The organism is Bradyrhizobium murdochi (assembly GCF_000472965.1).
Classification (GTDB): domain Bacteria; phylum Pseudomonadota; class Alphaproteobacteria; order Rhizobiales; family Xanthobacteraceae; genus Bradyrhizobium; species Bradyrhizobium murdochi.
The window spans coordinates 198,505-224,561 of the sequence record NZ_KI421483.1 but is presented as its reverse complement, the minus strand read 5'-3'; the positions used below and the strand labels follow the sequence as shown (position 1 = coordinate 224,561).

At 63.3% G+C, this 26,057-nt stretch carries 26 protein-coding genes; 11 read left to right on the top strand and 15 right to left on the bottom strand.

Features of this window, described 5'->3' with window-relative positions:
• The first annotated feature begins 6 nt into the window (after window positions 1-6).
• Window positions 7-693: a DUF938 domain-containing protein gene (locus YUO_RS0138765; RefSeq protein ID WP_028351913.1), complete on the top strand. Its 687-nt coding sequence runs from the start codon at window positions 7-9 to the stop codon at window positions 691-693.
• Window positions 694-707: 14 nt separating this feature from the next.
• Here YUO_RS0138765 and YUO_RS0138760 read toward each other — a convergent pair whose 3' ends face one another.
• Complete coding sequence (locus YUO_RS0138760; protein WP_028351912.1) at window positions 708-1,577, bottom strand: protein-L-isoaspartate O-methyltransferase family protein; 870 nt, start codon at window positions 1,575-1,577, stop codon at window positions 708-710.
• Window positions 1,578-1,671: 94 nt separating this feature from the next.
• Here YUO_RS0138760 and YUO_RS0138755 point away from each other — a divergent pair, with 94 nt between their 5' ends.
• From YUO_RS0138755 to YUO_RS0138740, 4 genes are all read left to right on the top strand, one after another.
• A complete protein-coding gene (locus YUO_RS0138755) occupies window positions 1,672-2,166 on the top strand; it encodes a type II toxin-antitoxin system HicB family antitoxin (protein ID WP_028351911.1) in 495 nt (164 codons plus the stop codon).
• 134 nt (window positions 2,167-2,300) lie between these two features.
• The gene (locus tag YUO_RS0138750; RefSeq protein WP_028351910.1) at window positions 2,301-3,545 is read left to right on the top strand and encodes an MFS transporter; all 1,245 of its coding nucleotides are present in this window, start codon (window positions 2,301-2,303) and stop codon (window positions 3,543-3,545) included.
• 14 nt (window positions 3,546-3,559) lie between these two features.
• Window positions 3,560-3,919: a nuclear transport factor 2 family protein gene (locus YUO_RS0138745; RefSeq protein ID WP_028351909.1), complete on the top strand. Its 360-nt coding sequence runs from the start codon at window positions 3,560-3,562 to the stop codon at window positions 3,917-3,919.
• Between the two features lie 244 nt (window positions 3,920-4,163).
• Entirely contained in the window at window positions 4,164-5,396 is a 1,233-nt protein-coding gene (locus YUO_RS0138740) for an MFS transporter (protein ID WP_028351908.1), read from the top strand.
• Here the strand turns inward: YUO_RS0138740 and YUO_RS43485 are convergent.
• Window positions 5,359-5,835, bottom strand: a complete 477-nt coding sequence (locus YUO_RS43485; protein ID WP_051379880.1) for a helix-turn-helix domain-containing protein — start codon at window positions 5,833-5,835, stop codon at window positions 5,359-5,361. The genes YUO_RS0138740 and YUO_RS43485 overlap by 38 nt on opposite strands.
• A 92-nt stretch (window positions 5,836-5,927) precedes the next feature.
• On the opposite strand from YUO_RS43485, the gene YUO_RS0138730 reads away from it, so the two are divergent.
• Both YUO_RS0138730 and YUO_RS0138725 read left to right on the top strand, forming a co-directional pair.
• Window positions 5,928-6,791, top strand: coding sequence for a class I SAM-dependent methyltransferase (locus YUO_RS0138730; protein WP_028351907.1), 864 nt, complete (start codon window positions 5,928-5,930; stop codon window positions 6,789-6,791).
• Entirely contained in the window at window positions 6,784-7,284 is a 501-nt protein-coding gene (locus tag YUO_RS0138725) for a DUF2938 domain-containing protein (protein ID WP_028351906.1), read from the top strand. The genes YUO_RS0138730 and YUO_RS0138725 overlap by 8 nt, the downstream gene beginning before the upstream one ends.
• An 11-nt stretch (window positions 7,285-7,295) precedes the next feature.
• Here the strand turns inward: YUO_RS0138725 and YUO_RS0138720 are convergent, their stop codons facing one another.
• Window positions 7,296-7,790: a VOC family protein gene (locus YUO_RS0138720; protein ID WP_028351905.1), complete on the bottom strand. Its 495-nt coding sequence runs from the start codon at window positions 7,788-7,790 to the stop codon at window positions 7,296-7,298.
• Between the two features lie 228 nt (window positions 7,791-8,018).
• Window positions 8,019-8,564 carry a carboxymuconolactone decarboxylase family protein gene (locus YUO_RS0138715; RefSeq protein WP_028351904.1) on the bottom strand — a complete coding sequence of 182 codons (546 nt, stop codon included), beginning with the start codon at window positions 8,562-8,564 and terminating at the stop codon, window positions 8,019-8,021.
• A gap of 162 nt (window positions 8,565-8,726) precedes the next feature.
• Here YUO_RS0138715 and YUO_RS0138710 point away from each other — a divergent pair, with 162 nt between their 5' ends.
• Window positions 8,727-9,911 (top strand): acyl-CoA dehydrogenase family protein, encoded by a 1,185-nt coding sequence (locus YUO_RS0138710; RefSeq protein ID WP_028351903.1) that lies wholly within the window; start codon window positions 8,727-8,729, stop codon window positions 9,909-9,911.
• A 139-nt stretch (window positions 9,912-10,050) separates the two neighbouring features.
• Entirely contained in the window at window positions 10,051-11,190 is a 1,140-nt protein-coding gene (locus tag YUO_RS0138705; protein ID WP_028351902.1) for an acyl-CoA dehydrogenase family protein, read from the top strand.
• 232 nt (window positions 11,191-11,422) lie between these two features.
• Here YUO_RS0138705 and YUO_RS0138700 read toward each other — a convergent pair whose 3' ends face one another.
• From YUO_RS0138700 to YUO_RS0138650, 11 genes are all read right to left on the bottom strand, one after another.
• Window positions 11,423-12,463, bottom strand: a complete 1,041-nt coding sequence (locus tag YUO_RS0138700) for an amino acid ABC transporter substrate-binding protein (RefSeq protein ID WP_028351901.1) — start codon at window positions 12,461-12,463, stop codon at window positions 11,423-11,425.
• Between the two features lie 54 nt (window positions 12,464-12,517).
• The gene (locus tag YUO_RS0138695; protein ID WP_028351900.1) at window positions 12,518-13,117 is read right to left on the bottom strand and encodes a L,D-transpeptidase; all 600 of its coding nucleotides are present in this window, start codon (window positions 13,115-13,117) and stop codon (window positions 12,518-12,520) included.
• A gap of 176 nt (window positions 13,118-13,293) precedes the next feature.
• Window positions 13,294-13,392 carry a DUF2474 domain-containing protein gene (locus YUO_RS46940; protein ID WP_198028182.1) on the bottom strand — a complete coding sequence of 33 codons (99 nt, stop codon included), beginning with the start codon at window positions 13,390-13,392 and terminating at the stop codon, window positions 13,294-13,296.
• A 29-nt stretch (window positions 13,393-13,421) separates the two neighbouring features.
• Window positions 13,422-14,429, bottom strand: a complete 1,008-nt coding sequence (gene cydB / locus YUO_RS0138685) for a cytochrome d ubiquinol oxidase subunit II (protein WP_028351899.1) — start codon at window positions 14,427-14,429, stop codon at window positions 13,422-13,424.
• A complete protein-coding gene (locus tag YUO_RS0138680) occupies window positions 14,426-15,835 on the bottom strand; it encodes a cytochrome ubiquinol oxidase subunit I (RefSeq protein ID WP_028351898.1) in 1,410 nt (469 codons plus the stop codon). The genes cydB and YUO_RS0138680 overlap by 4 nt, the downstream gene beginning before the upstream one ends.
• Before the next feature lie 148 nt (window positions 15,836-15,983).
• Complete coding sequence (locus YUO_RS0138675; protein ID WP_156908966.1) at window positions 15,984-16,952, bottom strand: hypothetical protein; 969 nt, start codon at window positions 16,950-16,952, stop codon at window positions 15,984-15,986.
• A 226-nt stretch (window positions 16,953-17,178) separates the two neighbouring features.
• Window positions 17,179-17,379, bottom strand: a complete 201-nt coding sequence (locus tag YUO_RS0138670) for a hypothetical protein (RefSeq protein WP_028351896.1) — start codon at window positions 17,377-17,379, stop codon at window positions 17,179-17,181.
• Window positions 17,380-17,553: 174 nt separating this feature from the next.
• A complete protein-coding gene (locus YUO_RS0138665; protein WP_028351895.1) occupies window positions 17,554-18,165 on the bottom strand; it encodes a sigma-70 family RNA polymerase sigma factor in 612 nt (203 codons plus the stop codon).
• Window positions 18,166-18,512: 347 nt separating this feature from the next.
• Window positions 18,513-19,250: a response regulator gene (locus tag YUO_RS0138660; protein ID WP_028351894.1), complete on the bottom strand. Its 738-nt coding sequence runs from the start codon at window positions 19,248-19,250 to the stop codon at window positions 18,513-18,515.
• Window positions 19,247-20,992, bottom strand: a complete 1,746-nt coding sequence (locus tag YUO_RS0138655) for an ATP-binding response regulator (RefSeq protein WP_028351893.1) — start codon at window positions 20,990-20,992, stop codon at window positions 19,247-19,249. Before YUO_RS0138655 ends, YUO_RS0138660 begins: the two co-directional genes overlap by 4 nt.
• The gene (locus tag YUO_RS0138650; protein WP_156908977.1) at window positions 20,962-22,971 is read right to left on the bottom strand and encodes a sensor histidine kinase; all 2,010 of its coding nucleotides are present in this window, start codon (window positions 22,969-22,971) and stop codon (window positions 20,962-20,964) included. The genes YUO_RS0138655 and YUO_RS0138650 overlap by 31 nt, the downstream gene beginning before the upstream one ends.
• Window positions 22,972-23,610: 639 nt before the next feature.
• On the opposite strand from YUO_RS0138650, the gene ugpB reads away from it, so the two are divergent.
• Together ugpB and YUO_RS0138635 are read left to right on the top strand one after the other, a co-directional pair.
• Window positions 23,611-24,921, top strand: a complete 1,311-nt coding sequence (ugpB, locus tag YUO_RS0138640; protein ID WP_283806445.1) for a sn-glycerol-3-phosphate ABC transporter substrate-binding protein UgpB — start codon at window positions 23,611-23,613, stop codon at window positions 24,919-24,921.
• Window positions 24,922-24,942: 21 nt separating this feature from the next.
• Window positions 24,943-25,896 carry an aminoglycoside phosphotransferase family protein gene (locus tag YUO_RS0138635; protein ID WP_028351889.1) on the top strand — a complete coding sequence of 318 codons (954 nt, stop codon included), beginning with the start codon at window positions 24,943-24,945 and terminating at the stop codon, window positions 25,894-25,896.
• Window positions 25,897-26,057 lie beyond the last annotated feature (161 nt).

The window sequence follows — 26,057 nt, the reverse complement described above, 5'->3', positions numbered from 1 at the left end:
ACTGCGATGGCTGAACATGCGATGGAATTCGGCAAGGATGGCCGGCCGGTCGAGCCCGACGGCCGGCTCGACGCGGCGGCATTCCACCGTAACCACGAACCGATCTGGGCGGTGCTGCAAAAATTCCTCACCGGCAAATCCGGTGACGTGCTGGAGGCAGGCAGCGGCACCGGCCAGCATGTGGTGCATTTCGCAAAGCGCACGCCCGACATCATTTGGTGGCCGAGCGATCTTAATGAACGACATCTCAACAGCATCGAAGCGTGGCGCGCGCATGCCGGCCTGCCGAACATGCGCCCGGTGTTGCGGGTCGATCTCGTCGATCCGGCCTGGTGTCCGGCGATGCATGACGGCAGCGGGCCGGGCAAACTGCTGGCGGTGTTCTGCGCCAACGTGATCCACATCGCGCCCTGGCGCGTCGCCGAGGGCTTGTTCGCCGGCGCGGCGCGCTATCTCCGCGATGACGGGCGGCTGTTTCTCTATGGCCCGTTCAAGCGCGACGGCAAGCACACCGCGATCAGCAACGCCGTGTTCGACACCAGCCTGCGCGAGCAGGATGCTGAATGGGGCGTGCGCGACGTCGCCGATCTCGAAAAGCTCGCAGCATCGGTGGGTCTTGTCTTGCTCGAAACCGTGCAAATGCCCGCCAACAACATGATCCTCGTCTTCGGACGATCGGACGCGTCGGCATAACGCCTTTCCGCAGCTCAACTGTAGGCGAGGCACCACCCAACTCCGCGAAGCCAGCAGCGCTCATCCGGAATGGATTGGTCGCGGTACAGTCGCGTGACCTTCTGCCAGCCGCCACGGGCGAAGGCTTCGGCTAGAGCTCGTTCGGACGCCTCGTCGCGGCTGCCGGCGCAGGGGAAGATCGCAACTGGCGAGATCCAGTTTGCAAGATAGTCCGCTGCCCTTCGCTCAATTCGGAACACTGCGCCGGCACTCGCCATGCGCTCCGGCGCAATACCGCCAAATCCCTGATCTGACGTTATCGGTATGATCAGGCGACCGCCATCGGCCAGGCTGTCGAGCCAGCGCGTGGCAGGCCGTGTGCAGCCGGCATTGATATAGATGACGTCGGCGGCATCGAACGGCACCTGTGCGCCGTCGCCCTCGATCACGGCGACATTCGCGTAGGGCGCCAGGCCGGCTCTGGCGCGGGCCGCGAGGGCTCCATCATATTCGATCGCCGTAACCCGCCCTGACGGTCCGACCAGGTACGCGAGGATGGCGGTGTAATAGCCTGTGCCCGTTCCGACATGCACCACGTGCTCGCCGACGGCGGGTGTGGCCCGGTGAATGAGATGGGCATGCAACGACGGCTGCCCGTTGTTGACGCCGCGCTCGGGCACGAGCGCGACCAGATCGTCGGTATAGAGATAAACGGGATCGGCGTCGGGTGTCGAAACGTAGTCGCGTAGCCAGCGCCGCACCAGCCAGGGACCGGGCCCAAGAAAGTCCTCGCGGGGTATGGTCGCAAACGCCTGAGCCAGGCGCGCATCGACAACGCTTGCGGCAGCAAGAACCTGCTTGGCGTAGGCCGCACGAATGATGCGGAGTTCGGCTTGCGCATCCATTTTTGCCCCTCCTCTTGGATCATGCTAGCATTGATGTGTGATTTGACACACCAGTCTGTGTGTTAAATAGCACAACCACCATGGGGAGGCCAAGGTGAAGAAGCGGCTCTATCCTGCAGTGCTGGAACGCGGTCCGCGCGGCGCACTCGGCGCGTGGTTTCCGGATTTTCCGGGTTGCGTCGCCGGCGGGCGATCGCAGGAAGCGGCGATCGAGAAAGCGGAGGCCGCGCTGGCGCGAGCGGTGGACGAAATGGCGGAGCAGGGCAGGTCGCTACCGGAGCCAACGCCGATCGAACAGATCGCGCTGCCGAGGGGTGCCGACGTCGTCGCCTACTTCATCGTCGGGGTCGACCCGCCCGATCCGTCCGAACGCGTGAACGTCTATCTGCCGAAGAGCCTGATCACGCGGATCGACAAGCGCGCCACGGAGCTTGGTATGAGTCGTTCCAGCTTCTTCGGCTTCGCTGCCACGATTGCACTTGATTGGAGTCCGCACCTTTCGCATGCCGGCCTTGGAGATCCTCGCTCGAAGGTCCACAAGACGGGCGCGGTGCAAGCTGGCAAACGAGCAGGCAAGAAGCGGTCGTGATACGGTAGCTGCTTGCGCCCCCTGCATGGCGCGCGCCCGTTTGCGTCGGTTGATCGCGCCGCCCCGCGTCTTCATAGTGCTGCGGAATCAATCAATGAGGCTCCCGGCCCGGGGCCTGCCGGGCGGGAATGCCGATGCTGGATACGACAGCCACCGAAGAGCTATCAAACGACGCCCGCGTGCGCGCCAACATGCTGCGGCTCGCCGCGGCGCAGGCGCTGACCGGCGCCAATTCGGCGGTGATTTTCGCCACCGGCTCGATCGTCGGCGCGACGCTGGCGCCGACCATCTCGCTCGCCACCGTGCCGCTGTCGATGTACGTGCTGGGGCTCGCCGCCGGCACGCTGCCGACGGGCGCGATCTCGCGCGCCTATGGCCGCCGTGTCGCGTTCATCATTGGTACCTTCTGTGGAATCCTCACCGGTGCGCTCGCCGCCGCCGCCGTTCTCTATGCCTCGTTCTGGTTGTTCTGCTTTGCGACCTTCCTCGGCGGCCTCTACGGCGCAGTCGCGCAGTCCTATCGCTTTGCCGCCGCTGACGGCGCCAGCACAGCGTTCCGGCCGAAAGCCATGTCCTGGGTGATGGCCGGCGGAGTGTTCGCCGGCGTGCTCGGCCCGCAACTCGTGCAGTGGACCATGGATATCTGGCCGCCTTATCTGTTTGCGTTCAGCTTCGTGGTGCAGGCGTTCGTCGCGCTGGTGGCGACAGCGGTACTGTGGGGCGTCGATGCGCCGAAGCCGGCACCGTCGGACATGCATGGCGGGCGGCCGCTGTTCGAGATTGCACGGCAACCGCGCTTCATTGCCGCGGCGCTGTGCGGCGTGGTTGCGTACCCCATGATGAATCTCGTCATGACTTCTGCGCCGCTCGCCATGAAGATGTGCGGGCTCACGGTGAGCGATTCCAATTTCGGCATCCAGTGGCACATCGTGGCGATGTACGGTCCGAGCTTCTTCACGGGCTCGCTGATCGCGCGCTTCGGCGCACCGACAATTGTGGCACTTGGCCTGACCCTGGAAGCTGCCGCGGCGGCAATCGGCCTTTCCGGCATCACCGCACTGCATTTCTGGGCGACGCTGATCGTGCTCGGGGTGGGCTGGAATTTCGCATTTATCGGCGCCTCGGCATTGGTGCTGGAGACGCACCGGCCGCAGGAGCGCAACAAGGTGCAGGCGTTCAACGACTTCCTGATCTTCGGGATGATGGCGCTGGGGTCGTTCTCGTCCGGTCAGTTGCTGGCGCATTACGGCTGGTCGATGGTAAACATGGTGGTGTTCCCGCCGGTGCTGCTCGGCCTTGTAGTGCTGTCGTTTGCGTCATTTGCAAGGCGTCGCGTGAAGCTGCAGGCGGTCAACGAGATTCCAGGTCCGAGTGTCTAATTACCGGAGGTCCCATGCCGTCGCGCGCCCGTCTCGATGAATTCATCGCCGCCGTCGTCTCCGGCGATCATGCCGGCGCCATCGAGCGCTTCTACACCGAGGACGCCAGCATGCAGGAGAACGCCGCTCCGCCACGGGTCGGCCGCGACGTGCTGGTGGCGCATGAGCGCGCGGTGTTGGAGCGGGTCAAAAGCGTGACCTCGACCTGCGTGACCTCTGTCGTCGAGGGCGACCATGTCGCGATTCACTGGATTTTCGACTTTGTCTTTCATTCCGGCAAGACCGGGCGGTTCGACGAAGTCGCGCTGCAGGAATGGCGCGGCGACAAGGTTTGGCGCGAACGCTTCTTCTACGATCCGTCGAAACCGGCCTAGTGACATCTGCTGACATTTCGGCCGGCGCCGAAGCAATTAAACTCCCGATCTGCTAATGGTGATCGTCATGGCCGGGCTTGTCCCGGCCATCCACGTCTTGATCGCTGCAGGAAGGACGTGGACCCCCGGGACCCGGCTACGCCAAGGCTTCGCCGGGCATACGATATCAGTCCGGCGTAGCTTTAGCGAAGACGGGCAAGCCCGGGCATGACGACGTGAGAAATAGCAAGAGAAGCAAACGACGTTGGACGCTCGCAACTACGCCACCATCGACGAGACCTCGATCCGCTACGACGGCTGGCGCATCGTCGTCGTGTGCTTCCTGCTGGCAACCTTCGGCTGGGGGCTCGGCTTCTACGGCCAGAGCGTCTATGTCGCCGAGTTGCAGCGGCTGCACGGCTGGCCGGCGTCGCTGATTTCGTCCGGCACCACGTTCTTCTATCTGTTCGGCGCAGCGCTGGTCGCGTTCGTCAGCGAGGCGATCAAAGCGTTCGGTCCGCGCAATTGCCTGATCGCGGGGACATTCGCGATGGCCGCGGCCGCGATCTCGATTGGCGAGGTGCGCGAACCCTGGCAGCTTTACCTTGCGAACGCCGTGCTGGCGTTCGGCTGGGCCGGCACCAGCCTCGGCATCATCACCAACACGCTGGGGCTGTGGTTCGACAACAAGCGTGGCATGGCGATCAGCCTGGCGCTGAATGGCGCGAGCTTTGGCGGCATCGTCGGCGTGCCGCTGCTCGTGACCGCGATCGGCTATTTCGGTTTCTCTGGCGCGATGACGGCGTCGGCCGTCGTAATGGTTGCGTTGATGGTGCCGGTGATCCTGCTCTTGGTCGGGCGCCCGCCGCTTCACCTGAGTGCGGGCGGGTTAGAGGCTGCCGACGCGCCGTCGCCGACGCAAATTCGCGCACGCGCCTTTCGCGACATCGGTTTTCTCTCGGTGTCGTCGGCGTTCGCACTGGTGTTGTTCGCGCAGGTCGGCTTCATCGTGCACCTGATCGCATTCCTGGATTCGGTGATCGGGCGGCAGCAGGCGGCGATTGCGGTGGCGCTGTTGACGGCGATGGCAGTGGTTGGTCGGGTGCTGTTTTCCTTCGTGATCGACCGGATGAACCAGCGGCTGGCGTCCTCGCTTTCGTTCGTCAGCCAGGCGGTGGCGCTGCTCATTGTCATCAATGTGCATAACGATTACGTGCTGATGGCGGCCTGCGCGCTGTTCGGCTTTTCCGTCGGCAACCTCATCACATTGCCGGCTCTGATCGTGCAGCGCGAATTCGATCCGCGTTCATTCGGTGTCCTGATCAGTTTGATCACGGCGATCAACCAGATCACGTATGCGTTCGGTCCCGGCGTGGTCGGCCTGTTGCGGGATCTGTCCGGGAGTTACACGCTGCCGTTCTACGGGTGCATCGGCGTGGAGTTGACGGCGGCGGTGCTGATCATGATCCGCGGGCGCGGCCCTGCTCGCGTCCAGTAGCGGCGAACGATTTGCGCGGCGGCCGCCGCGTCTTCCTTTCGCCAATAGCGCCTGACGCCGCGGCCCGCAGCAGGCGGCGGAAGGTGGGACACTCCATGTGGCTCGGGGCGGGACAGGCGGCGGCGTGGCGCAGGCCGTCGCGCATGGCGTTGAGCTTTCGGATCGTCCGCTCCAGCTCATCGGCCTTGGCCGCCAGCATCCGCCGGTCGATGCGCGGCCGGCCGTCGGGTGCGAACATCCTGGCGATCTCATCGAGCGAGAAGCCGGCGGCCCGCCCGAGTGCGATCAGCGCCAGTCGGTCCAACACGGCCGGATCGAACAGCCGGCGAAGGCCCCGCCTTCCGTGAGAGGCGATCAACCCCCTCTCCTCATAGAAGCGCAGGGTCGAGGCGCGAACGCCCGACAATCGAGCCGCCTCTGCGATATCGATGTCTCTCATGCCTTGACCTCAAGTTGACTTGAACTGGCAGAGTGCAGCCATCCGCGCCCACTTGGCAAGGCAGGAAACAGCGATAACAAAAGGAAGAGATCATGAATGTCGCGCAGCAGCCAGATGACGAACAGGCAAGATTATGGAACGGCCCCGCCGGACGTGGCTGGGTCGAGGCACGGCACGTGCTCGAGGAGATGTTCAGGCCCTTCGAGGATTTGCTGGTCCAGGTGGTGTCCGAGGCCGCAGCGAGCTGCGTGCTCGACGTCGGCTGCGGCACGGGTGCCACGACGCTCGCCGCCGCCCGGGCACTCGGTACCAAGGGATACTGCACGGGCATCGACCTCTCGGAACCGATGATCGCCGTGGCACGCGCCCGAGCAGCGCTGGACGGCCAACCTGCAAGTTTCATCTGCGCCGACGCCCAAACACACGCCTTCGCGCCCGCAAGTTTCGACATGATCATTTCGCGTCTCGGGGTCATGTTCTTTGCCGACCCCGTGCAGGCGTTCGCTAATCTGCGCCAGGCGGCACGGCCTGACGCGAGGCTGCGCTTCATTGCCTGGCGGGGTGCGGCGGAAAATCCATTCATGACAACGGCCGAGCGGGCGGCAAAGCCGCTGCTGCCCGACCTTCCCGCGCGTCGACCCGAAGGGCCGGGGCAGTTCGCCTTCGCCGACCAGCGCCGGATCGAGACCATTTTGGCGGCGAGTGGCTGGACAGCGATCGACATCCGGCCGATCGATATCGTCTGCAGCTTTCAGAAGACCGAACTCGCCCGCTACGTCGGCTGGCTTGGACCGGTCGGCCTGTTCCTTCAGGGGGCGGATGAAGGCACTCGTGCACGGGTGATCGAAACCGTCAGCATGGCCTTCGAGCCCTATATACGCGGGCCAGCGGTCTCCTTCACCGCGGCGTGCTGGATGGTGGCAGCGCAGGCTCCAGCGGAGGCCATGCATGACTGAAGCGGCAAATTATCTGACATCGGCGGTTCTGATCGGGACGGGTGCAACCGTCGTGATGGACATCTGGACGATGATCCGGCAGCGGCTGCTTGGCATTCCGTCGCTGGACTATGGTCTGGTAGGGCGCTGGCTCGGCCACCTTGCACGCGGGCGCTTGCGCCACGACCGGATTGCCGCGTCGCCGCCGCTGCGGGGCGAGCGACTGATCGGCTGGTCAGCGCATTACCTGATCGGGATTGTGTTTGCCGGCATGCTGCTTGCGTTCTTCGGCCTCGATTGGGCGCGCGATCCGACGATCGGCCCGGCACTGTTGGTCGGGATCGGCAGCGTGGCCGCGCCGTTCCTGGTGATGCAGCCCGCCATGGGTTTCGGCATTGCCGCGAGCCGCACGTCGCATCCGGCAGCCGCCCGACTACACAGTCTCGTCACGCATGCGGTGTTTGGCGGCGGTCTCTATGCCGGCGGCTGGCTTACGCACCTGGTGCTACGGTGAATCGCATTGGCTTACGCCTCCCGCTGCCGCAGCAGATCCTCCAGATCCAGCCGCTTGGTGAACATCGCGAGCGATCCGTCGGGTGCGCGGGGCCATTCTTCTTTTGGCCGGTCGCGATAGAGTTCGACGCCGTTCTGATCGGGGTCGCGCAAATAGAGCGCCTCGCTGACGCCGTGGTCGCTGGCGCCGTCGAGTTCGATGCCGGCCTGGATCACACGATACAGCGCATCCGCTAGCGCTGCGCGGGTGGGATAGAGAATGGCGGTGTGAAACAAGCCGGTGGTGCCCGGGGGCGGTGGGTGGCCGCCTTTGCTTTCCCAGGTGTTGAGGCCGATGTGATGGTGATAACCGCCGGCCGAAATGAATGCCGCGCCAGAACCCATCCGCTGCATCATCTCGAAGCCGAGCACGCCGCAATAGAAGCCGAGCGCGCGTTCGAGATCGGCGACCTTGAGATGGACATGCCCGATCCGCGTGCCGGCGACGATGGGTGGATGTGAGGGCATGTGCTTCTCCGCGTGTTGTTCTCAACCTCGCCCAGCTTGCGGGGAGAGGCGTAGGCCGCCTTCGGCGGCTGTCCAATAAAGAACGCCGAAGTAGGCTTCGGCTATGTTTTACGCGAAGCGGAAAATCCGGGTGAGGGGGGTACAGATCTATCGGAGGTCACGTTTCGCGGAGGGAGCCCCTCACCCCAACCCTCTCCCCGTGAAGAACGGGGAGAGGGGGAGGAGAGATCACACAAGATCCGATACCTCGCCGTCCGGCAGCCCGAACTCGAACGTGTTCAGCGTCATCGAGACCATCGTGTAGTAGCCGCACAATCCAATGACCTCGACAACGCCACGCACGGTGAGCACCTTCACCGCCTCATCGTACAGTCCCTGCGACACGCCGTGGCCCTCATGCAGCGACTTGGCGAGATCATAGATCATCCGGCCCTTGGGGTCATCGAAGACGGGCGTGCGGCGGTCGCGGATGTCCTCGATGATTTTCGGGTCCATGCCGCCCTTCAGCGCCAGGCGCTTGTGCGCATACCATTCGTAATGCGAGGTCCAGTGCCGCGCGGTGACGAGAATGGCAATTTCGGAAAGCTTTGCCGGAAACATCGTGTTGAAACGGAGCTGCTCGCCAAGCCGCGTGGCGTGCCGCGCCATCTCCGGGCTGTTGAGCCAGGCCATCATCGGCGCCGGCGGGGCGCCGCGCTTGCCGGCGATGGCCTCGTCGTAGGTTTCTTTCTGGTCGGCGCTCATTTCGCCAGGCGAAAGCAACTTCAGCCGCATGCCGGTTTCCTCTTGTTTTTCAATCGCTACCGCTTTGCGCATACACCCGATCAGGCAGCGTGACCACCGCCAGAGCAGCATGGGCTGATGTCAGACATATATTGAATTCCGCAACGCGAGGACTAAGGTCGCTTCCAAACATCCCACATGGAAGCGCCTGATATGTCCGATCTGGAAACATTCCGCCGTGAAACCCGCGCCTGGCTGGAAGCCAATTGTCCGCCGGAAATGCGACGGCCGATGACCTCCGAAAGCGATACCTACTGGGGCGGTCGCAACGCCAAATTCTCCTCCGAGCCGCAGCGCATCTGGTTTGAGCGCATGCGCGACAAGGGCTGGACCGTGCCGGACTGGCCGAAGGAATATGGTGGCGGAGGGCTGGAGCCCGCCGAGCACAAGGTGCTGCGTGAAGAAATGGCGGCGATGGGCGCGCGCTCGCCGCTATCGAGCTTCGGCATCTGGATGCTTGGGCCGGCGCTGCTGAAATACGGCACCGAGGCGCAGAAGAAAGAGCACTTGCCAAAGATCGCCGCCGGCCTGATCCGCTGGTGCCAGGGCTATTCCGAGCCGAACGCCGGATCGGACCTCGCCTCGCTGCAGACCCGCGCCGAAAGCGACGGCGACGATTACATCATCAACGGCCAAAAGATCTGGACGTCGTATGCGAACTACGCCGACTGGATTTTCTGCCTAGTGCGCACCGATCCCACCGCGAAGAAGCATGACGGCATCAGCTTCATCCTGTTCGACATGGCCTCGAAGGGCGTGTCGACCAAGCCGATCTTGCTGATCTCCGGTTATTCGCCGTTCTGCGAAACCTTCTTCGACAATGTGCGGGTGCCGAAATCGCATGTGGTCGGCCAGGTCAACCGCGGCTGGGATGTTGCAAAATATCTGCTGCAGCATGAGCGCGCGATGATCTCGGGCACTGGAGAGCGCGGCATCGGCCGTCCGCTCGGACAGGTCGCAGCCGACTCCGTCGGCAGCGATGATTTCGGCCGGCTCGACGATGCCGTGCTGCGCGGCCAGATTGCGGCGTTCGACATCGACGAGGCGGCGTTTGCGGCCGTGGCTGAGCGCGCCGTTGATCTCGCGAAAGCCGGGCAATCGCATCCGGCGTTCTCCTCGGCGATGAAATATTACGGCACCGAGCTCAACAAGCGTCGCCACGAAATCCTGATGTCGGCCGTCGGCATCGATGCGCTGGAATGGGAAAGCGAGCGCTCGAAAGGCGGCGCCCGCCCGCGCGCCTGGCTGCGCACCAAGGCCAACTCGATCGAGGGCGGCACATCGGAGGTGATGCTCGGCATCGTCGCCAAGCGCATCCTCGATCTGCCGGGGGCGTGAGTTTCGCTTACCGTCGTTCCGGGGCGGCGCGAAGCGTCGAACCCGGAACCTCGAGATTCCGGGTTCGATGCTTTCGCATCGCCCCGGAATGACGACCTCAACCATGCACATTCGATAGTTTCTGAACCGGAATTTCCCTATGCCCCTCGTCCTCACCGAAGAACAATCCATGCTGCGCGACAGCGCGCGCGGCCTTATCAGCGACAAGGCGCCGGTGTCGCATCTGCGCAGCTTGCGCGACAGCAAGGACGAGACGGGTTTTTCCCGTGAGCTCTGGAAGGCGTTTGCCGAGATGGGCTTTTCCGGCCTGCTGGTGCCCGAAAATTTCGGCGGCAGCGGGCTCGGCTGCGTTGAGGCCGGCATCGTCATGGAGGAAATCGGCCGCACCTTGATGCCGTCGCCGTTCCTGTCGACCGCGGTGCTGGCGGTATCGGCGCTGTTGCGCGGTGGAAGTGACGCGCAAAAGTCTGCACATCTGCCCAAGATTGCCGACGGATCGCTGCTGGCGGCGCTCGCGATCGACGAAGGCGCAAAACATCGCCCGCTGCAGATCAATTTGCAGGCGGTGCGCTCCGGCAACGGCTTCAAGCTGAACGGCGCCAAGGCGCTCGTGGTCGACGGCCACACCGCCGATCTCCTGATCGTCGCGGCACGCACCGGCGGCGCGGCCGGCGAACGCAATGGGCTGACGCTGTTCCTGGTCGATCCAAAAGCCAAGGGAATTGCGATCGAACGCACGGTGATGGTCGATGCGCATAACGCGGCGCGGATCGAGTTCAGCAGCGTTGAAGTCGATGCCGATCAGGTGCTCGGCGAGGTCGACCAGGGCGGCGCGTTATTGGAGGGCGTGCTCAATATCGGCCGCGGCGCGGTAGCTTCCGAAATGGTGGGCTTGAGCGAAGAAGTGTTCGGCCGCACCGTCACGTATCTGAAGGAGCGCAAGCAGTTCGGCAAATTGATCGGCGAATTCCAGGCGCTGCAGCACCGCGCCTCCCAGCTCTATGTTGATATCGAGATCACCCGCGCGGCCGTTCTGAAGGCGTTGCAGACCCTCGACGGCGATTTCGAGCACGCTGGCGCCGCGGTCGCGGTCGCCAAGGCACGCGCCGGCGCCACGGCGACGCTGGCAGTGCAGGAAGGCGTGCAGATGCACGGCGGCATGGGCATGACCGACCAGTTCGACATCGGCTTCTTCATGAAGCGCGCCCGCGTCTGCCAGGAATTGTTCGGCGACAGCAATTACCACGCCGATCAGTTGGCGCGGATGAAGGGGTATTGATTTTTATACCCTCATGGTGAGGAGCCGCGAAAGCGGCGTCTCGAACCATGAGGCCACCACGGGGGCCACATCCTTCGAGACGCGCGCTATGCGCGCTCCTCAGGATGAGGGGAGGCGGTGGTGGCTCGTCACAAAGCGCCGTCATTGCGAGCGAAGCGAAGCAATCCATGGGGCCGCGGTCGCGGTATGGATTGCTTCGTCGCTTCGCTCCTCGCAATGACGGCGGAGACATCTACCGTATCGGCGGGGCGTACTGAATCCCGCCGTTGCTCCACAGCGAATTCAGGCCGCGCGGGATCTTCAGCTTCGATCCCTCGCCGACATTGCGGTCGTACATCTCGCCGTAATTGCCGACGTGGCGGATGATACGGGCGGCCCAGTCCTTCGGGAGGCCGAGATCTTCGCCATAGGCGCCTTCGGTGCCGACCAACCGCATCACGTCGGGCTTCTTCGACTTCAGCGCCTCGTCGATGTTCTTCGAGGTGATGCCGAGTTCCTCGGCGTTGATCATTGCATACAGCGTCCACTTCACGAGCATCATCCAGTCGTCATCGCGCTGGCGCACCACGGGCGCGAGCGGCTCCTTGGAGATGACGTCGGGCAGGATGACGTGATCGCTCGGCTGGATCAGGTTCAAGCGAAGCGCGTAGAGCTGAGAAACGTCGGCGGTGAAGGTGTCGCACTTGCCGCCCTCATAAGCCTTGAGCACGTCTTCCAGCTTGGGAAACTTGACCTCGGTATACTTCATGTTGTTGGCACGGAAATGGTCGGCGACATTGAGCACCGTCGTCGTCCCCTCCTGCACGCAAACCTTGCTGTTGTTGAGGTCCAGCGCGGAATCGATGTTGCGCGAGCGCGGCAGCATGAAGCCCTGGCCGTCATAATAGGCGACCGCCGGGAAATAGAGGGCGTAGTTGCTCTCGCGGGACATGCTCCAGGTCGTGTTGCGCGAGAGGATGTCGACCTTGCGGCTCTGCAGCTCCTTGAAGCGCTCGTTGGCATCCAGCGCTACGAACTTCGCCTTCTTGGGATCATCGAAGATCGCCGCGGCCACTGCGCGGCAGAAATCGACGTCGAATCCGGTCCAGTCGCCCTTGTCGTCGGGGATCGAGAAGCCGGGCAGGCCCTTGTTGACGCCGCACAGCACTTCGCCGCGGCGGATGGTCCGCTTCAGTGTCTTGGTGTCGTAACGCTCATAGGTGATCGCGCCAGCCGCAATCGCGATTGCGACAGCCAGCCCAATGAGGAGGCCGCCTCGAAATGTCCGTAGCATTTTTTGAACTCACTAAGTGGGAGGAATGGATCGGCGGGAGAAGCGGCGTCGCAATTAAAGCTCCGGCTTCTGCCGCACGATCACCTTGGTGCCCACGGGCACGCGCTCATAGAGATCGGCGACGTCGGCATTGACCAGCCGGAAGCAGCCGGAGGAGACGGCGGTGCCGATGGTGTCGGGCCGGTTGGTGCCGTGGATACGGTAGACAGTGGTGCCGAGATACATCGCGCGCGCGCCGAGCGGGTTGCCAGGGCCGCCGGCCATGAAGCGCGGCAGATAGGGCTGGCGCGCGATCATCTCCGGTGGCGGCGTCCAGTCCGGCCATTCCGCCTTGCGGGTGATATTGAGCAGCCCCTGCCATTGAAATCCTTCGCGGCCAACGCCGATGCCGTAACGCAACGCGCGGCCATTGCCCTGCACCAGATAGAGGTGGCGATCCTGCGTCGAGATGATGATGGTGCCCGGCGGTTCGTTGGTGCGATAGAGCACCGCGGTCTTCCTGAACTGCGGATCCAGCTCGACGGATTCGTCGGGAAGCAGGCCGGGCTGGTCGCCGACATCGGGCTGCCGCATCTGCGCCTGGCTCTGAGAGGCCGAAAGGATCAGACCGCCGGCGGCGATCGCCATCCAGATCAGGTGCCGAAATTTTTTCATCGCAGAAATTCTCCTTGTTGGCGCGGCGGCCAAATGGTTGGCGCTTTGGCAAATCAGCGGAACCATCAAATCTCAGGGCTGGCTTGATGGCAAGTTTAGGGCGAATGCGGCGGATACGTGACTGAAATGTCGTCCATTTTCGTCGTCCACCAAATTCATGGGATATCCCGCCTGCCTTATTTCGGCGCGATCCAGAGCCGCAGCAAAAACGAAATCAGCGCGACGGTGCCGACGCCGCCGAGCCATAGCGCGGCAAACCACAGCAGGCGCTGCATGAGAGGACGGGGGGACCGCTCGTTGGGCTTCAATGGTATCCACTCTCGGGTTTGACCTTGCCGCGGAACACCCAATAGGCCCAGGCGGTATAGCCGAGGATCAGCGGGATCAGCCCGGCGACGCCGACCAGCATGAAGAGCTGGCTGTTTTCCGGCGCCGCCGCCTGCCAGATCGTGATGCTCTGCGGCACGATATAGGGATACATGCTGATGCCGAGGCCGGCATAGGACAGCGCGAACAACGCCAGCGTCAGGAAGAACGGCTGGTAGTCGTATTTGTTGGCGAGACTGCGCAGCAACAGGGCGGTGACTACAGCAACCGAAATCGGTACCTGTGCCGTCATGAGGACGTTCGGCCAGGCGAACCAGCGCTCGGTGTACTGTATATGGAGGAACGGCGTCGCGATACTGACCGCGGCGATGGCCGCGAGCATCGCGAGCAACAGGACCCAGCTCAGATGATAGGCGCGGTCACGCAACTCGCCTTCGGTTTTCATGACCAGCCATGTCGCCCCGAGCAGCGAATAGCCGATCACCAGCGAGATGCCGGTCAGAATGCTGAACGGCGTCAGCCAGTCCCACCAGCCACCGGCATAGCTGCGGCCCCCGACATGCACGCCTTGCAGGATGGCGCCGAGCGCGATGCCCTGCGCCAGCGTCGCCAGCAGCGATCCGCCGAAAAAGGCGATGTCCCATCGGTTGCGCGCGCGCGTCGTGCGCCAACGGAATTCGAATGCGACGCCCCGAAACACCAGGCCGAGCAGCATCGCGATCATGGGCGTGTAGAGCGCCGGCATCAGCACGGCATAGGCCAGCGGGAACGCGGCCATCAGCCCGCCGCCGCCGAGCACCAGCCAGGTTTCGTTGCCGTCCCACACCGGCGCGACGCTGTTCATGATGACGTCGCGATCCCGTTTCTCCGGAAATAGCGGAAACAGGATGCCGAGGCCGAGATCGAAGCCGTCCATCACGACATAGACGAACACGGCAAAGGCGATGATAAAGGCCCAGATGATGGGAAGGTCGATCGGGATCATCGGGCGGCTCCCTCGGCGGTCACGCCTGCGGCCGGCGTGATGCCGGCCGTGCGGATCGGGACCTCGTGTGACGGTCCCTCTTCGCCCGGATGCGGCGGGGCCGCCATCAGGCGCAGCAAATAGATCACGCCGGCGGCGAACACCGCGAAATAGACGATGATGAAGGCGATCAGCGAGGAGGCGACTGCCGGGGCCGCCAGCGGCGAAGCCGATTCAGCCGTGCGCAGCAGTCCATAGACCGTGAACGGCTGCCGTCCGGTTTCGGTGGTGATCCAGCCAGCGAGCACCGCGATGAAGCCCGCCGGGCCCATCAGAAGCGCGAATATGTGGAGCAGGCGCGAGTCATAAAACTTGCCACTCAGGCGCATCAGCAGGCTGAACAGGCCGAGCGCCGCCATCAGAAATCCCAGGCCGACCATGATGCGGAACGACCAGAACGTGAGCGGAACCGGCGGCCAGTTTTCGCGCGGCACGGTGTTGAGGCCAGCCATCGGCGCGTCGAGGGAGTGCTTGAGAATCAATGAGCCCAGCTTCGGCACTTCGACCGCGTAGTCGACTCTGCCGGCGCTCTGATTGGGCAGGCCGAACAGGATCAGGGGGGCGCCGTGCTTGTGGCTCTCGAAGTGGCCCTCCATCGCCATGATCTTCACCGGCTGGTGCTCCAGCGTGTTGAGCCCGTGCTGATCCCCGGCGATGATCTGAATCGGCGCCACCAGCGTCGCCATCCACATCGCCATCGAAAACATCACGCGCGGGCCGGCGAGGTGCCGATCGCGCAACAGGTGCCAGGCACCGACCGCGCCGACCACCAGCGCCGTGGTCAGATACGCTGCCAGCACCATGTGCACGAGACGGTATGGGAACGACGGATTGAAGATCACTTTCAGCCAGTCGGCGGCGATGAACTGACCGGCCTCATTGACGGTGTGGCCGGCTGGCGTCTGCATCCAGGAATTGGCCGACAGAATCCAGAACGCCGAAATCAGCGTGCCGACCGCGACCATCAGCGTCGCCAGAAAATGCAGTTTTGGCCCGACGCGGTTCAGGCCGAACAGCATCACACCGAGGAAACCCGCTTCGAGGAAGAATGCGGTGAGCACCTCATAGGCCATCAACGGCCCGATCACCGGGCCGGTCTTGTCGGAAAAGGCCGACCAGTTGGTGCCGAACTGGTAGGACATCACGATGCCCGACACCACGCCCATCGCGAAGGCGACGGCGAAGATCTTCAGCCAGTAGTTGAACAGGTTGATGTAGACCTCGCGCCCGGTCGCGAGCCACAGCGCTTCGAGCACCGCGAGATAGCTGGCGAGCCCGATCGAGAAGGCCGGGAAGATTATGTGGAACGACATCGTGAAAGCAAACTGCGCCCGGGCCAATACGACCGCATCCCAGCCTTCGAACATCGACACCACCCGTCACTAGTTTCGCCGGATGCAATCGTTCAAAAACGGAACTACAGTTTTCGAAAATTGCGTCCGGACCAGACGTGTACCCTTACCACGCCCGATGCGACGATTGTACCTGCATGCCGCGCGGAACAGGCGTGCAAGCCTATGCGTCACCCGATGAGTTTGGTCTCAGCCGCCGAATGATCTCGGCCTGGACGGCGTGCGTCTGATCCTTGCCGGCCAGCGGCGGGCTGCGGATTTTCTTTCCCGTGCGAAGTCGGATTGTGATCACGTAGAGGCTATCCTTGCGACCGCCGCTCTCCACGTCGATGGCCTCGACATCGTCACCGCCGATCGTCTCCACCTCTGTTGTGCCTTTCCATGAAAGCCGTTCGATCCTGATCGCGCCATCGTGGGCGATCCAGCATGCACTTATCCGATGCAGATATCTGAGCAGCATGAAGGTCACGATCGCGCCGAGCGACCAGACGGCGATCCCGAGGGCGGACAATTTGCCGCTCCACAGTGCATAGATGAGTGGAAGGCTCAGTGTGCCGGCGAGCAGCACGAAGAGAACCTTGAGTCCTCGTACCCTTTTGGGATTGACCGGCTTGCCTAGTCGTATCCCGGCATTGACGGCGTCGAGCGGGTTCTCGGCCGGTTCAGGATCAGGAAGCCGAAGCAACCGGGCAATGTGGACGGTGGTCTGGTGCACCTGGGTGATATCAGGCAGGGGAGGCGAGGTGAGCAAATCTCCCGATTCGGTCTCGAATACGAGGCTGAACTCGATTGATCTTCCGCTGCTCTTTCGAACATGCATCCCCGAAATTTCATCGTACCTGATCAGTTTTTTGTGCAACTTCCCGAACGGACGCTGTTCGCCGATCAGGATTTCGCCTGATGTAATGATCCAGACGACATTGCGATCAAGTAGAGCTGCGCCCAGCAGGAGGCATCCGAACAGCAGTGCAAAAAGGGCGGCGATGCCAAGCCAATGTTCGTTCGGCAGGTGGCTAAGGCCAGGCAAGGCAATCAAACACAGGACTACGGCAGCGCCTGCGAGAGCGAGCCGCTCGTTAAGCGACGTGCCCTTGCGTAGCCTGACTTCATTCTCGTTAGTCGCAGCAACCATCGATGGCGGCAAGCATCATGACCGACGTGGTCACCTAAGCGGCTAAGTGTACGGCTGAAATACGGCAGGCGAGAGTAGCCCTCGCGGCAGATTATTCGCGATCAGCTACTCGCCGCAAAGGTTGCGTTCAGCGGTCCTCCAAAGCAGAGCGACCCGGCTGGGGGGCATCCCGGCCGGGTCGTTGGAGGTCGCTTGGGGGTCTGTAGCTTGGGAGGTAAAGAAGAATTCAGCGGGGGGTCTCGCTGTCGTAGAAGATCACACAGACCTCCTTGGGATTCTTGGTGCCGCAATCGACCACCTGTTCGCGCACGAACGTCGAACCGGCGTCGCGCTGAGCGCGAGGCTGAACGTTCTGGGCCGACAGGGTGGCTAGGGTTGCGACGGCGCCGAGCGGGACGATGAAAAAGCGGAAGGACGGCTTCAGCATGTTCGCTCTCCTGTTCGGCGTTGGTGTGTCAGTGATGATCGGTATAGGGGGTGAGTTTTTCCGGGTGATGTTGTGAAATGTTTCATTTGTTTCGTCGGAAGTAACCTTTGTCCGTCGAAACCGCCCCGTTTTTCTGTCCCTAACTCCAATCTAACTGTCTGAAATCGCTTATCTTTAGGCGGCGATGCTGTCCACGCCGGCGCCCTTAAGCAACTCGGCCAATTGTTTGCGGGCATAGAACATGCGGGTCTTCACCGTGCTCTGGGGGATGCCGATGATCGCGCCGGCCTCTTCCACCGACTTCTCGTGGTAGTAGACCAGGTTGATGATTTCGCGATGCGCCGGCGACAGCTTGGCGACGCAGGCGCGCAGGATGGCGCTTGTGTTGTTGCGGTCGAGCGAGGCTTCCGGCGTGTCGGCCTCGTCGGCGATCTCCAGCACGTCGTCCTGCTCGATGTCCTCATGCTTGCGCTGGCGCAGCGCGGTCAGCGCCTTGAAGCGGGCGATCGACAGCAGCCAGGTCGAAACCTGCGAGCGGCCCTCGAACTGGGTGGCGGTCCGCCACACGTCGAGGAACACCTGGCTGACGAGGTCTTCGGCCATCGTGGTGTCTCGCACCATGCGCAGCACGAAACGGTACACCCGGACGTTATGGCGGGAGTAAAGCACATGCATCGCCGTGCGGTCGCCCTTGGCAATACTCTGCAGCAGCATTTCGTCCGATGTCGCGCGGGCGGCGGCAATCGACTTCTTGGCTGCGGCGTTGATGGCGATGACGTTCGACATGACAGGCTCCCATTGCGCCACGAGGGTGCGGCGTTCCGTTGGGAGAATTGTTAATGAGCCTCCGTTTCGGGACGTCTGCTCGAAAAGGGGAAAATGGTTTCGTGCCGGAGAGAATTGTTTCGTCGCCGGGCCCGCGACGAAACATTCGGGGATAAAAGGCCAGTAATTTCAATATGCGGAAAATTGGAAGATTTCAGATGCGGATTTGTTCCGCGCAGTAGACCCTCATCCTGAGGAGCGCGAAACGCGCGTCTCGAAGGGGATGCAGGCCCATACGGGCCACATGGTTCGAGACGCCGCTTCGCGGCTCCTCACCATGAGGATCAACAGCAGAAGCGCAGAGCAAGCTAACCCTTCTCACCCGTCGGCGAGAACAAATAGCCACCACCCCGGATGGTGCGGATCACGGCGGGCTTGGTGGGATCGATTTCGATCTTGCGGCGGATACGCATGATGCGCAGATCGACGGCGCGGTCGAAGGCTTCGGCGTCGCGCGCATTGGCCAATTCCAACAGCCGCTCGCGCGACAGCACCCGCTTCGGATTCGCCGCGAACACTTTCAAGAGGCCGAATTCGGAGGCCGTCAGCGGATGCTCGTTGCCTTCGTCGTCGCGGAGCGCCTGGGCTTCGAGGTCGAGCCATTTGGTGCCGAACCGCACCAGTTGTTCCTTCTCCGCCTTGGCCGCCGCGGGCTCGGGCGTCGCCGTCTTGGCCGGCGTGCTGCGGCGAAGCACGGAGCGGATGCGCGCCATCAGTTCGCGCAGCTCGCAGGGCTTTGCGATGTAGTCGTCGGCGCCGAGTTCGAGGCCGACGACGCGGTCGATCGGGCTCGCGGTCGCCGTCAGCATAATGACGGGGACGTTGATGCGGCTCTTGAGGTCTCGAATGATCGAAAGCCCGTCTTCCTCGGGCATGTTGAGGTCGAGCACGACGAGGTCGGGCACGGCGTTCTCGATCGCCTTGCGCAGGCTCTTTCCCCCGTCGCACAAGGTCACGCCGAAGCCGTGCATCTTGAGGTAATCGCCGACCATCTCGCGGGCCGGTGCCTCGTCGTCGACGATGAAGATATGCGGGCTCTGGGTCATGTCGTCTCTGTCGCAGGCAGTGTAACCGTAAATGTCGATCCCTGCCCGGGTCCGGCACTTTCCGCAGTCACATGGCCGCCATGCATGTCGATAATACGTTTGACGATCGACAGACCGAGGCCGGTCGAGCTTTCGCCGGCGGTCGGCTTTGCCGAGAGCCGCTGGAAGCGGCCGAACAGCCGGCCGAGATCCTCCGGCGAAAGGCCGGCGCCCTGGTCGGCGATACGAATCACCGTGTCGCTGCCTTCATGGCTCACAGTGACCGTGATCTTGCCGCCGATCGGCGAATATTTGATGGCATTGCTGACGAGGTTGTCGATCGCCTCGCGGATCCGGTCGGCGTCGCACATGGTCACGATGTTCGGCGGGGCTGACACCGTGACGGCCTGCTGCTTGTTGACCGCCGAGGGCAGGTTGGAATCGGCGACCTCAGTCACGAGCGCGGCGACATCGACCGGTTCGCGGCGGATGGTGATGTCGAAGGCATCCGCCATCGCATCCGAAATCAGGTGATCGACCATCGAGGTCAGGCGTTTGGTGGCGTCCCTGATGTGCTCGACCTGCGCGGTAACGTTCTCCTTCGGCGAGCCTGCGCCGATCAATTCGGTCAGCATCTCGGTGCGGCCGAGGATCACGCCGAGCGGGTTCTTCAAATCGTGCGCCACGGTGCCGAGAATTTCGTTCTTGAAGCCGTTGGCGCGCTGCAGCCGCAGCCACTGCGCCGAAAGGCGGCGGTTGGCCTGCATCAGCGCGCGGGTGCGCTGGGCGACGCGGTCCTCGAGCTGGGTGTTGGCCTCATGCAGTTGGCGGTAGAGGATGACATTGTCGAACGCGATCGACAGCCGGCTGGAGAAAATCTCGACCAGTGCGCGGTCGGTGTCGGAAAGCTGGCGCTCGGCCTGCAACAGCACCACCACTTCGCGGCCGCTGCCGGTGCGCAAATACAGCACGCTGCGGTGGTCGGCGAATTCGTTCTTGCGGCGCTGGAAGGCGGCCTCCACCATTTGCCGCAAATCCGGATCGAGCGCCTTCGAGCTCGTCGTGCCGATGAACCGGCTGTAACAGCCCGAGCCCGCCAGCACCGAGAACTCGCTCCCCGGGGCGCCGTCGTCGCGCAGCACCAGGATGCCGGCGCAGTCGACATTGAGCAGCGAGGCGAGCTGGGTCAGCACGCCTTCCGCCAGCCGCTGCATCGATTTGAAGTCGTAGAGCGTCGAGGCGGCGTCGATGATGATTTCAAGCCCGCGCCTTGTCTGCACCATGCGCTCGAGCTGCTGGTAGCTACGCAGCGCCGCCGTGAGCGAGGTGAACAACTTGTCGGCTGTCAGCTCGGTCTTGGCCTTGTAGTCGTTGATGTCGTACTGGACGATGACGCGGCGCTCGGGCGCCTGTCCGGGCTGGCCGGTGCGCAGGATGATGCGGACGGTCTCGTTCTTGATCTCGTTGCGGATGTATTCGACCAACTCCAGGCCCGCGACGTCGGTCTCCATGATGACGTCGAGCAGCACGGCCGCGACGTCCGGATTGTCGCGCATCAAGATGCGGCCTTCGGCCGCGGAATAGGCCGACAGGATCTCCAGGGTCGCGCCGTTGAGACTGTAGTCGCTGAGCGCAAAGCGCGTGCCCTCGTGAACGGCGGCATCGTCGTCGATGACGGCGATCTTCCACTTGCGCGCGGACGAGTCCTCCGGAGCCATTCCGGTATCGTCGATCAGGTGGAGGACATCGTCCTGTTCGGCCATTGCGAGGTTCCGTCGGCTGCTGCTGTCTGGTCTGTACTCGTGGATCCGCCAGTGGATACGCCCTTGGCGACTTTCGGCATGATAATGCGGAAGGTGGTGCCTTGTCCCACCCTTGACTCCAGCATCATCCGGCCGCCGAGCTGTTGAGTGACAAGATTATAGACGATATGCAAGCCCAGTCCGGTGCCGCCCTCGTTGCGGCGCGTCGTAAAGAACGGGTCGAACGCCTGCCGTTGCACGTCCGGCGTCATTCCGGCCCCGTTATCGGCAAAGATGATCTCGACGTCGTCGGCGCCCCGCGCCCGGGCCGAGATCGCGATCGCGCCGGAGCGGCCGTCGGCAAAGGCATGATTGGCGGCATTGAGGAAAAGATTGGTTAATATCTGGCCGTAGGAGCCGGGATAGCCGTCGATGACGAGCCCTTCCGGCACCTCGACCGACAGCGTGATCGCCGCCTTCTTCAACACCGGCCTTAAGCTCGCGACGATCTGGTCGGTGGCCTCGCTCAGGTTGAATTGCCGGCGCTCGGCGTGCGAGCGGTCGACTGCCACCTGCTTGAACGACTGGATCAACTCGCCGGCGCGGTGCAGGTTCGCCACCAGTTGCCCTGCTGCGTCACGCGAGCTCTTGACGAACTCGTCGAGCTTGGAGCGGCGGAGCGGCTCGGTCCGCAACTCGGACTCGAAGGTTTCAGCCCGGCGCGCAAAGCTCGACGCCACCGTCAGGCTGATGCCGATCGGGTTGTTCACCTCATGGGCGACGCCGGCGACCAGCCCGCCGAGCGCCGCCAGCCGCTCGGCGTCGATCAGGTTCTGCTGCGCGGTGTTGAGCTCGAGCAATGCGCTCTCGGCTCTTTCCTTCGAGGCGCGCAGTTCGTCCTCGGTCTTGCGCTTGGCGATGGCGTTCTCGCGGAAGACGTCCACCGCACGCGCCATGGCGCCGACCTCGTCCCTGGCCGTGGTGCCCTGTACGCGGCGATCGTAATTGCCCGACGTGATCGCATGCATCGCCGCCAGGATCTGCTGCAGCGGTAGGCGGATCGAGAGCGCGATCAGGACGCCGGCGGACAGGATGATGCCGAGGAACATCACGGCGATCGACAGCACCCGGCGCGAGATGCCTGACAGCGTCTTGTCAAAAGTCTCCTGCGCCTTTTGCTCGCGCTGGCGCATCTTGTCCGATAGCTCGTCGATAACAGCAATGGCCTCGGCCTGGCTGGCATCGATGGTATTGCGCAACAGTTCGGTCCTGACCGCGAGTTGTTCGGTCAGTTTGGCCATGCCCTCGCGCAGCGCCACGGTCCGGGCCTGCAACCGCGTCAGCGCCATGCGCTGCAGATCATTATCTGCCAGATCGGTCATCACCGGGATGGTCTTCTCGATCGTCTCGGTATTCCTGCGGGCGTCCTCGGCGGAGCCTGAAGCGGGCGACAGGTAATAGGCGTTGGCGGCAACCAGCATGGCCGTAAACGCCTCGCGCGATCTGCCGAGCGCGGGCCAGATCTGCGCGTCGCGATGCCCGGTGGCGCCTTCGATGATCGAATACAGCCCGGCCATCTCCCGGGCCGGTCCCAGCACCTGCTGCTCATAGGTCTTGGTGATGGTGGCCTGCACCGCGCGCAATTCGCCGAAGCCGTTGAGGAAACGGTCGGTGACCTGTTCGAGCCGCTCGACTGATCCCGATAGCATCGGGTCGTTCGAGGCGCGCGTTGTGAGCGTGCCCAGCACGGCCTCTCGCAGCAGCAGGATCTCGGCGAACAGCTCAGGGCTCGGCTGGTTGATGTAGCGGTGGATCAGGTTCTGCAGCCGGCTGGTTTCGCTTTCGAGGTGCGCCAGGATCTTGTCTGATTCCCGCACCTGCCGGACGTCGTCCCATGCAGAGCCCAGCACGTTGGCGCCGTTCCAGATCAAGACGGCGAGCACCATGACGACGGCGGAGTTCAATCCCGCGATCGACAGAATGCGCCATCGGATCGGCACCGCGCGGAGCCATTGGACGACGCGAAAGCGCCCGCGCGCGGCGAGGCTCGCCGGCCGTTGCGCTGGTCGCTGCTGTTGCGGCGCGCCGGTCAAATCCACTCCACTCTGCGAAGGCGCCCGATCAATAACGGCGCCACCGTCCCGATCAATGCAACGTTGGTACGGTGGAGATCCATCGCTCCGGTCCAGGTCTGTCCGGGACGGTCCTGTTCCGCGCCGAACGGGCGGGAATGGAACATTTCGATCCGATGCCTGTCGTTTCGGGGATCGGCGGCAGGGAATCCGCGCGCAAAAACGCCCGTTGAAACCGCCGTAAGCAACAGCGCGACAACAAGCACCAAGGTCCGCGAAAGGTTGGCGCGGCGATACACAGGCGACAAATCCCCTTAGAGATGGAGTCTGCGGCGGGGAGAAAAGGTTCAACGTAATTTTAGCAGAATTTGCCGATGCTTGGCTATTGGTAGCATGGCGGTGCGGGGTCTAGCCTGGGGTTATCCCGATAGGCCGGTTGCAATCTTTAATTGTGCATTGCGGTGATGCCGGCGGATTGAAACCGCGGTCGCGGGGATTTATGAGGGGCGCGGCGAACGGGTACATCGCTCGTGCGGCAGAGCAGGGTGATCACCGGTGAAATCGGGCTTGAGGTTCTTGCAACTCGCAGCGCTCGCCGCCATGGCGCTTGCGTCCCCCGCCCACGCCGCCACCGAGATCATGTGGTGGCACGCGATGTCGGGGGAACTCGGCAAGCAGCTCGAGAAGCTGGCGGCCGATTTCAATGCGTCGCAGTCCGACTACCGGATCGTGCCGACCTACAAGGGCAACTACACCGCGACGGTGACGGCGGCGATCTTCGCATTCCGATCGCGAAGCCAGCCGGCCATCGTGCAGGTCAACGAGATCGCCACCGCAACCATGATGGCGGCAAAAGGCGCGATCTATCCGGTGTTCGAATTGATGCGCGACCAGTCGGAGCCGTTCTCGCCGGAGGCGTATTTGCCGGCCGTGACCGGCTACTATTCCGATGTCGCCGGCAACATGCTCTCGTTCCCGTTCAATGTCTCGACCCCGATCCTCTACTACAACAAGGATCTGTTCCGCGCCGCGGCCCTCGACCCCGAGGTGGCGCCGAAGACCTGGCCTGAGGTCGGCGCCGCGGCGAAGCGCCTGCGTGCGGCCGGCTCGCCCTGCGGGCTCACCACATCCTGGCCGTCCTGGGTCCATGTCGAGAATTTTTCCGCCTTCCACAATCTGCCGCTGGCGACCCGGGGCAACGGCTTTGGCGGTCTCGATGCCGAGCTGACCTTCAACAATCCGGACGTGGTTCGGCACATCGCGCAACTCGCGGAATGGCAGGCGACGAAAGTTTTCGACTATAGCGGCCGCGGAGAATCGGCCGAGCCGCGCTTTCAGAAGGGCGAATGCGCCATATTCATCGGCTCGTCCGGGACGCGCGCCGACATCAAGGCCAATTCCAAATTCGAGGTCGGCTACGGCATGATCCCACACCGGCCCGCCATCGCCGGCGCCCCGCAAAACTCTATCATCGGCGGCGCCACGCTATGGGTGCTGCGCGACCGGCCGCACGCCGAATACACCGGCGTTGCGCGGTTCTTCGCCTATCTCTCCAAGCCCGAGGTTCAGGCCGCCTGGCACCAGAACACCGGCTATCTGCCGATCACCCGCGCCGCTTTCGATCTCACCCGCACGCAGGGATTCTACGATCGCAATCCGGGTGCTGCGATCGGAATCGAGCAGATGACGTTGAAGCCGCCGACCGAGAATTCGAAGGGAATCCGGCTTGGGTCCTTTGTGCTGATCCGCGACGCCATCGAGGACGAGCTGGAGCACGTCTTTGGCGGCAAGCGGTCGGCGCAGGCGGCACTCGACGCAGCCGTCGAGCGCGGCAACCGCCTGCTGCGCCAGTTCGAACGGGCCAACCCGGATCGGTGACAAACAAAGTTCAGCGCCCGCATGGCCGCATCTTTGCCGCCATTTACAAGGTACGAGCCCTTCCGCGCCTGGCGCGCCGATCCGGCGCAATGGCTGCCGATCGCGCGCGATATCGCCCGCGGCCACGGCCTGGCATGCGCGGCGCCGCACGTCTTCTCCACCGGCACCAATCTCGTCATTGCCCTCGACGAGAAACTCATCCTCAAAATCTTCCCGTCATTTCTTCGCGCCCAATTCGTCTCGGAACGTGGCGCGCTCGCGCAGCTTCGCGGACGGCTTCGTGTCGCGATTCCCGAAATCGTCGTCGAAGGCGAGCGCGACGGCTGGCCATACCTCGTCATCACGCGGCTAGCAGGCGTGTTGGGGGCGGATGCCTGGCCATCGCTGCCGGAAGCGGACAAGGAGCGCGTGCTTGCACAAATCGGCGAGACCATCGCGGCGGTGCAGCGCGTTCCCGTCGGGCCGCTTGGGCAGATCGAGCCGGGGTGGGATGTCTTCATGCGCGGACAGATCGAAGGATGCCGCGCCCGGCACGCGCGTCTCGGATTGCCACAGAAACTTCTCGACGGCCTGAACGAATTGCTGCGCGATGCGGCCCCGCTGGTCGCGCTGGACGGGCCCGCGGTGATCCTGACTGGCGAGTACATTCCGGAAAACTTCCTGCTCGGCCGCCGCGGTCCGGGTTGGCAGCTCGCGGGGCTGATCGATTTCGGCGACGTGATGACGGGTAGGCGCGAGTACGACCTGCTTGGTCCCAGCGCCTTCATGACCGCAGGCATGCCGAGGCGGGTGCGAAGCCTGTTCGAGGGCTTCGGATATTCAGCCGCTGATATCACCCCTGAGCTGAAGCGGCTGCTGATGGCGCTGATGCTGCTGCATCGGGCCAGCGATCCGGTCAGGCACATTTGTATTGAGGACTGGCAGGAGAGGGTCGCGGACCTCTGTGAGTTGCAGGATTTGCTCTGGCCGGTTTGAGCGGAGCACAGCAATGGAGCGCTCAAAACTGCTGCTCATTAATTGAGCAAATATGCATCTTTGTATGCAATACGTTAGTAAGCCGCCTCCCCGGACGCCATTCGTCTCGGACGTATTCGCCAGCAGAATCCACGGGTTGGCGTGTAAGTAAGCTTTCCTTA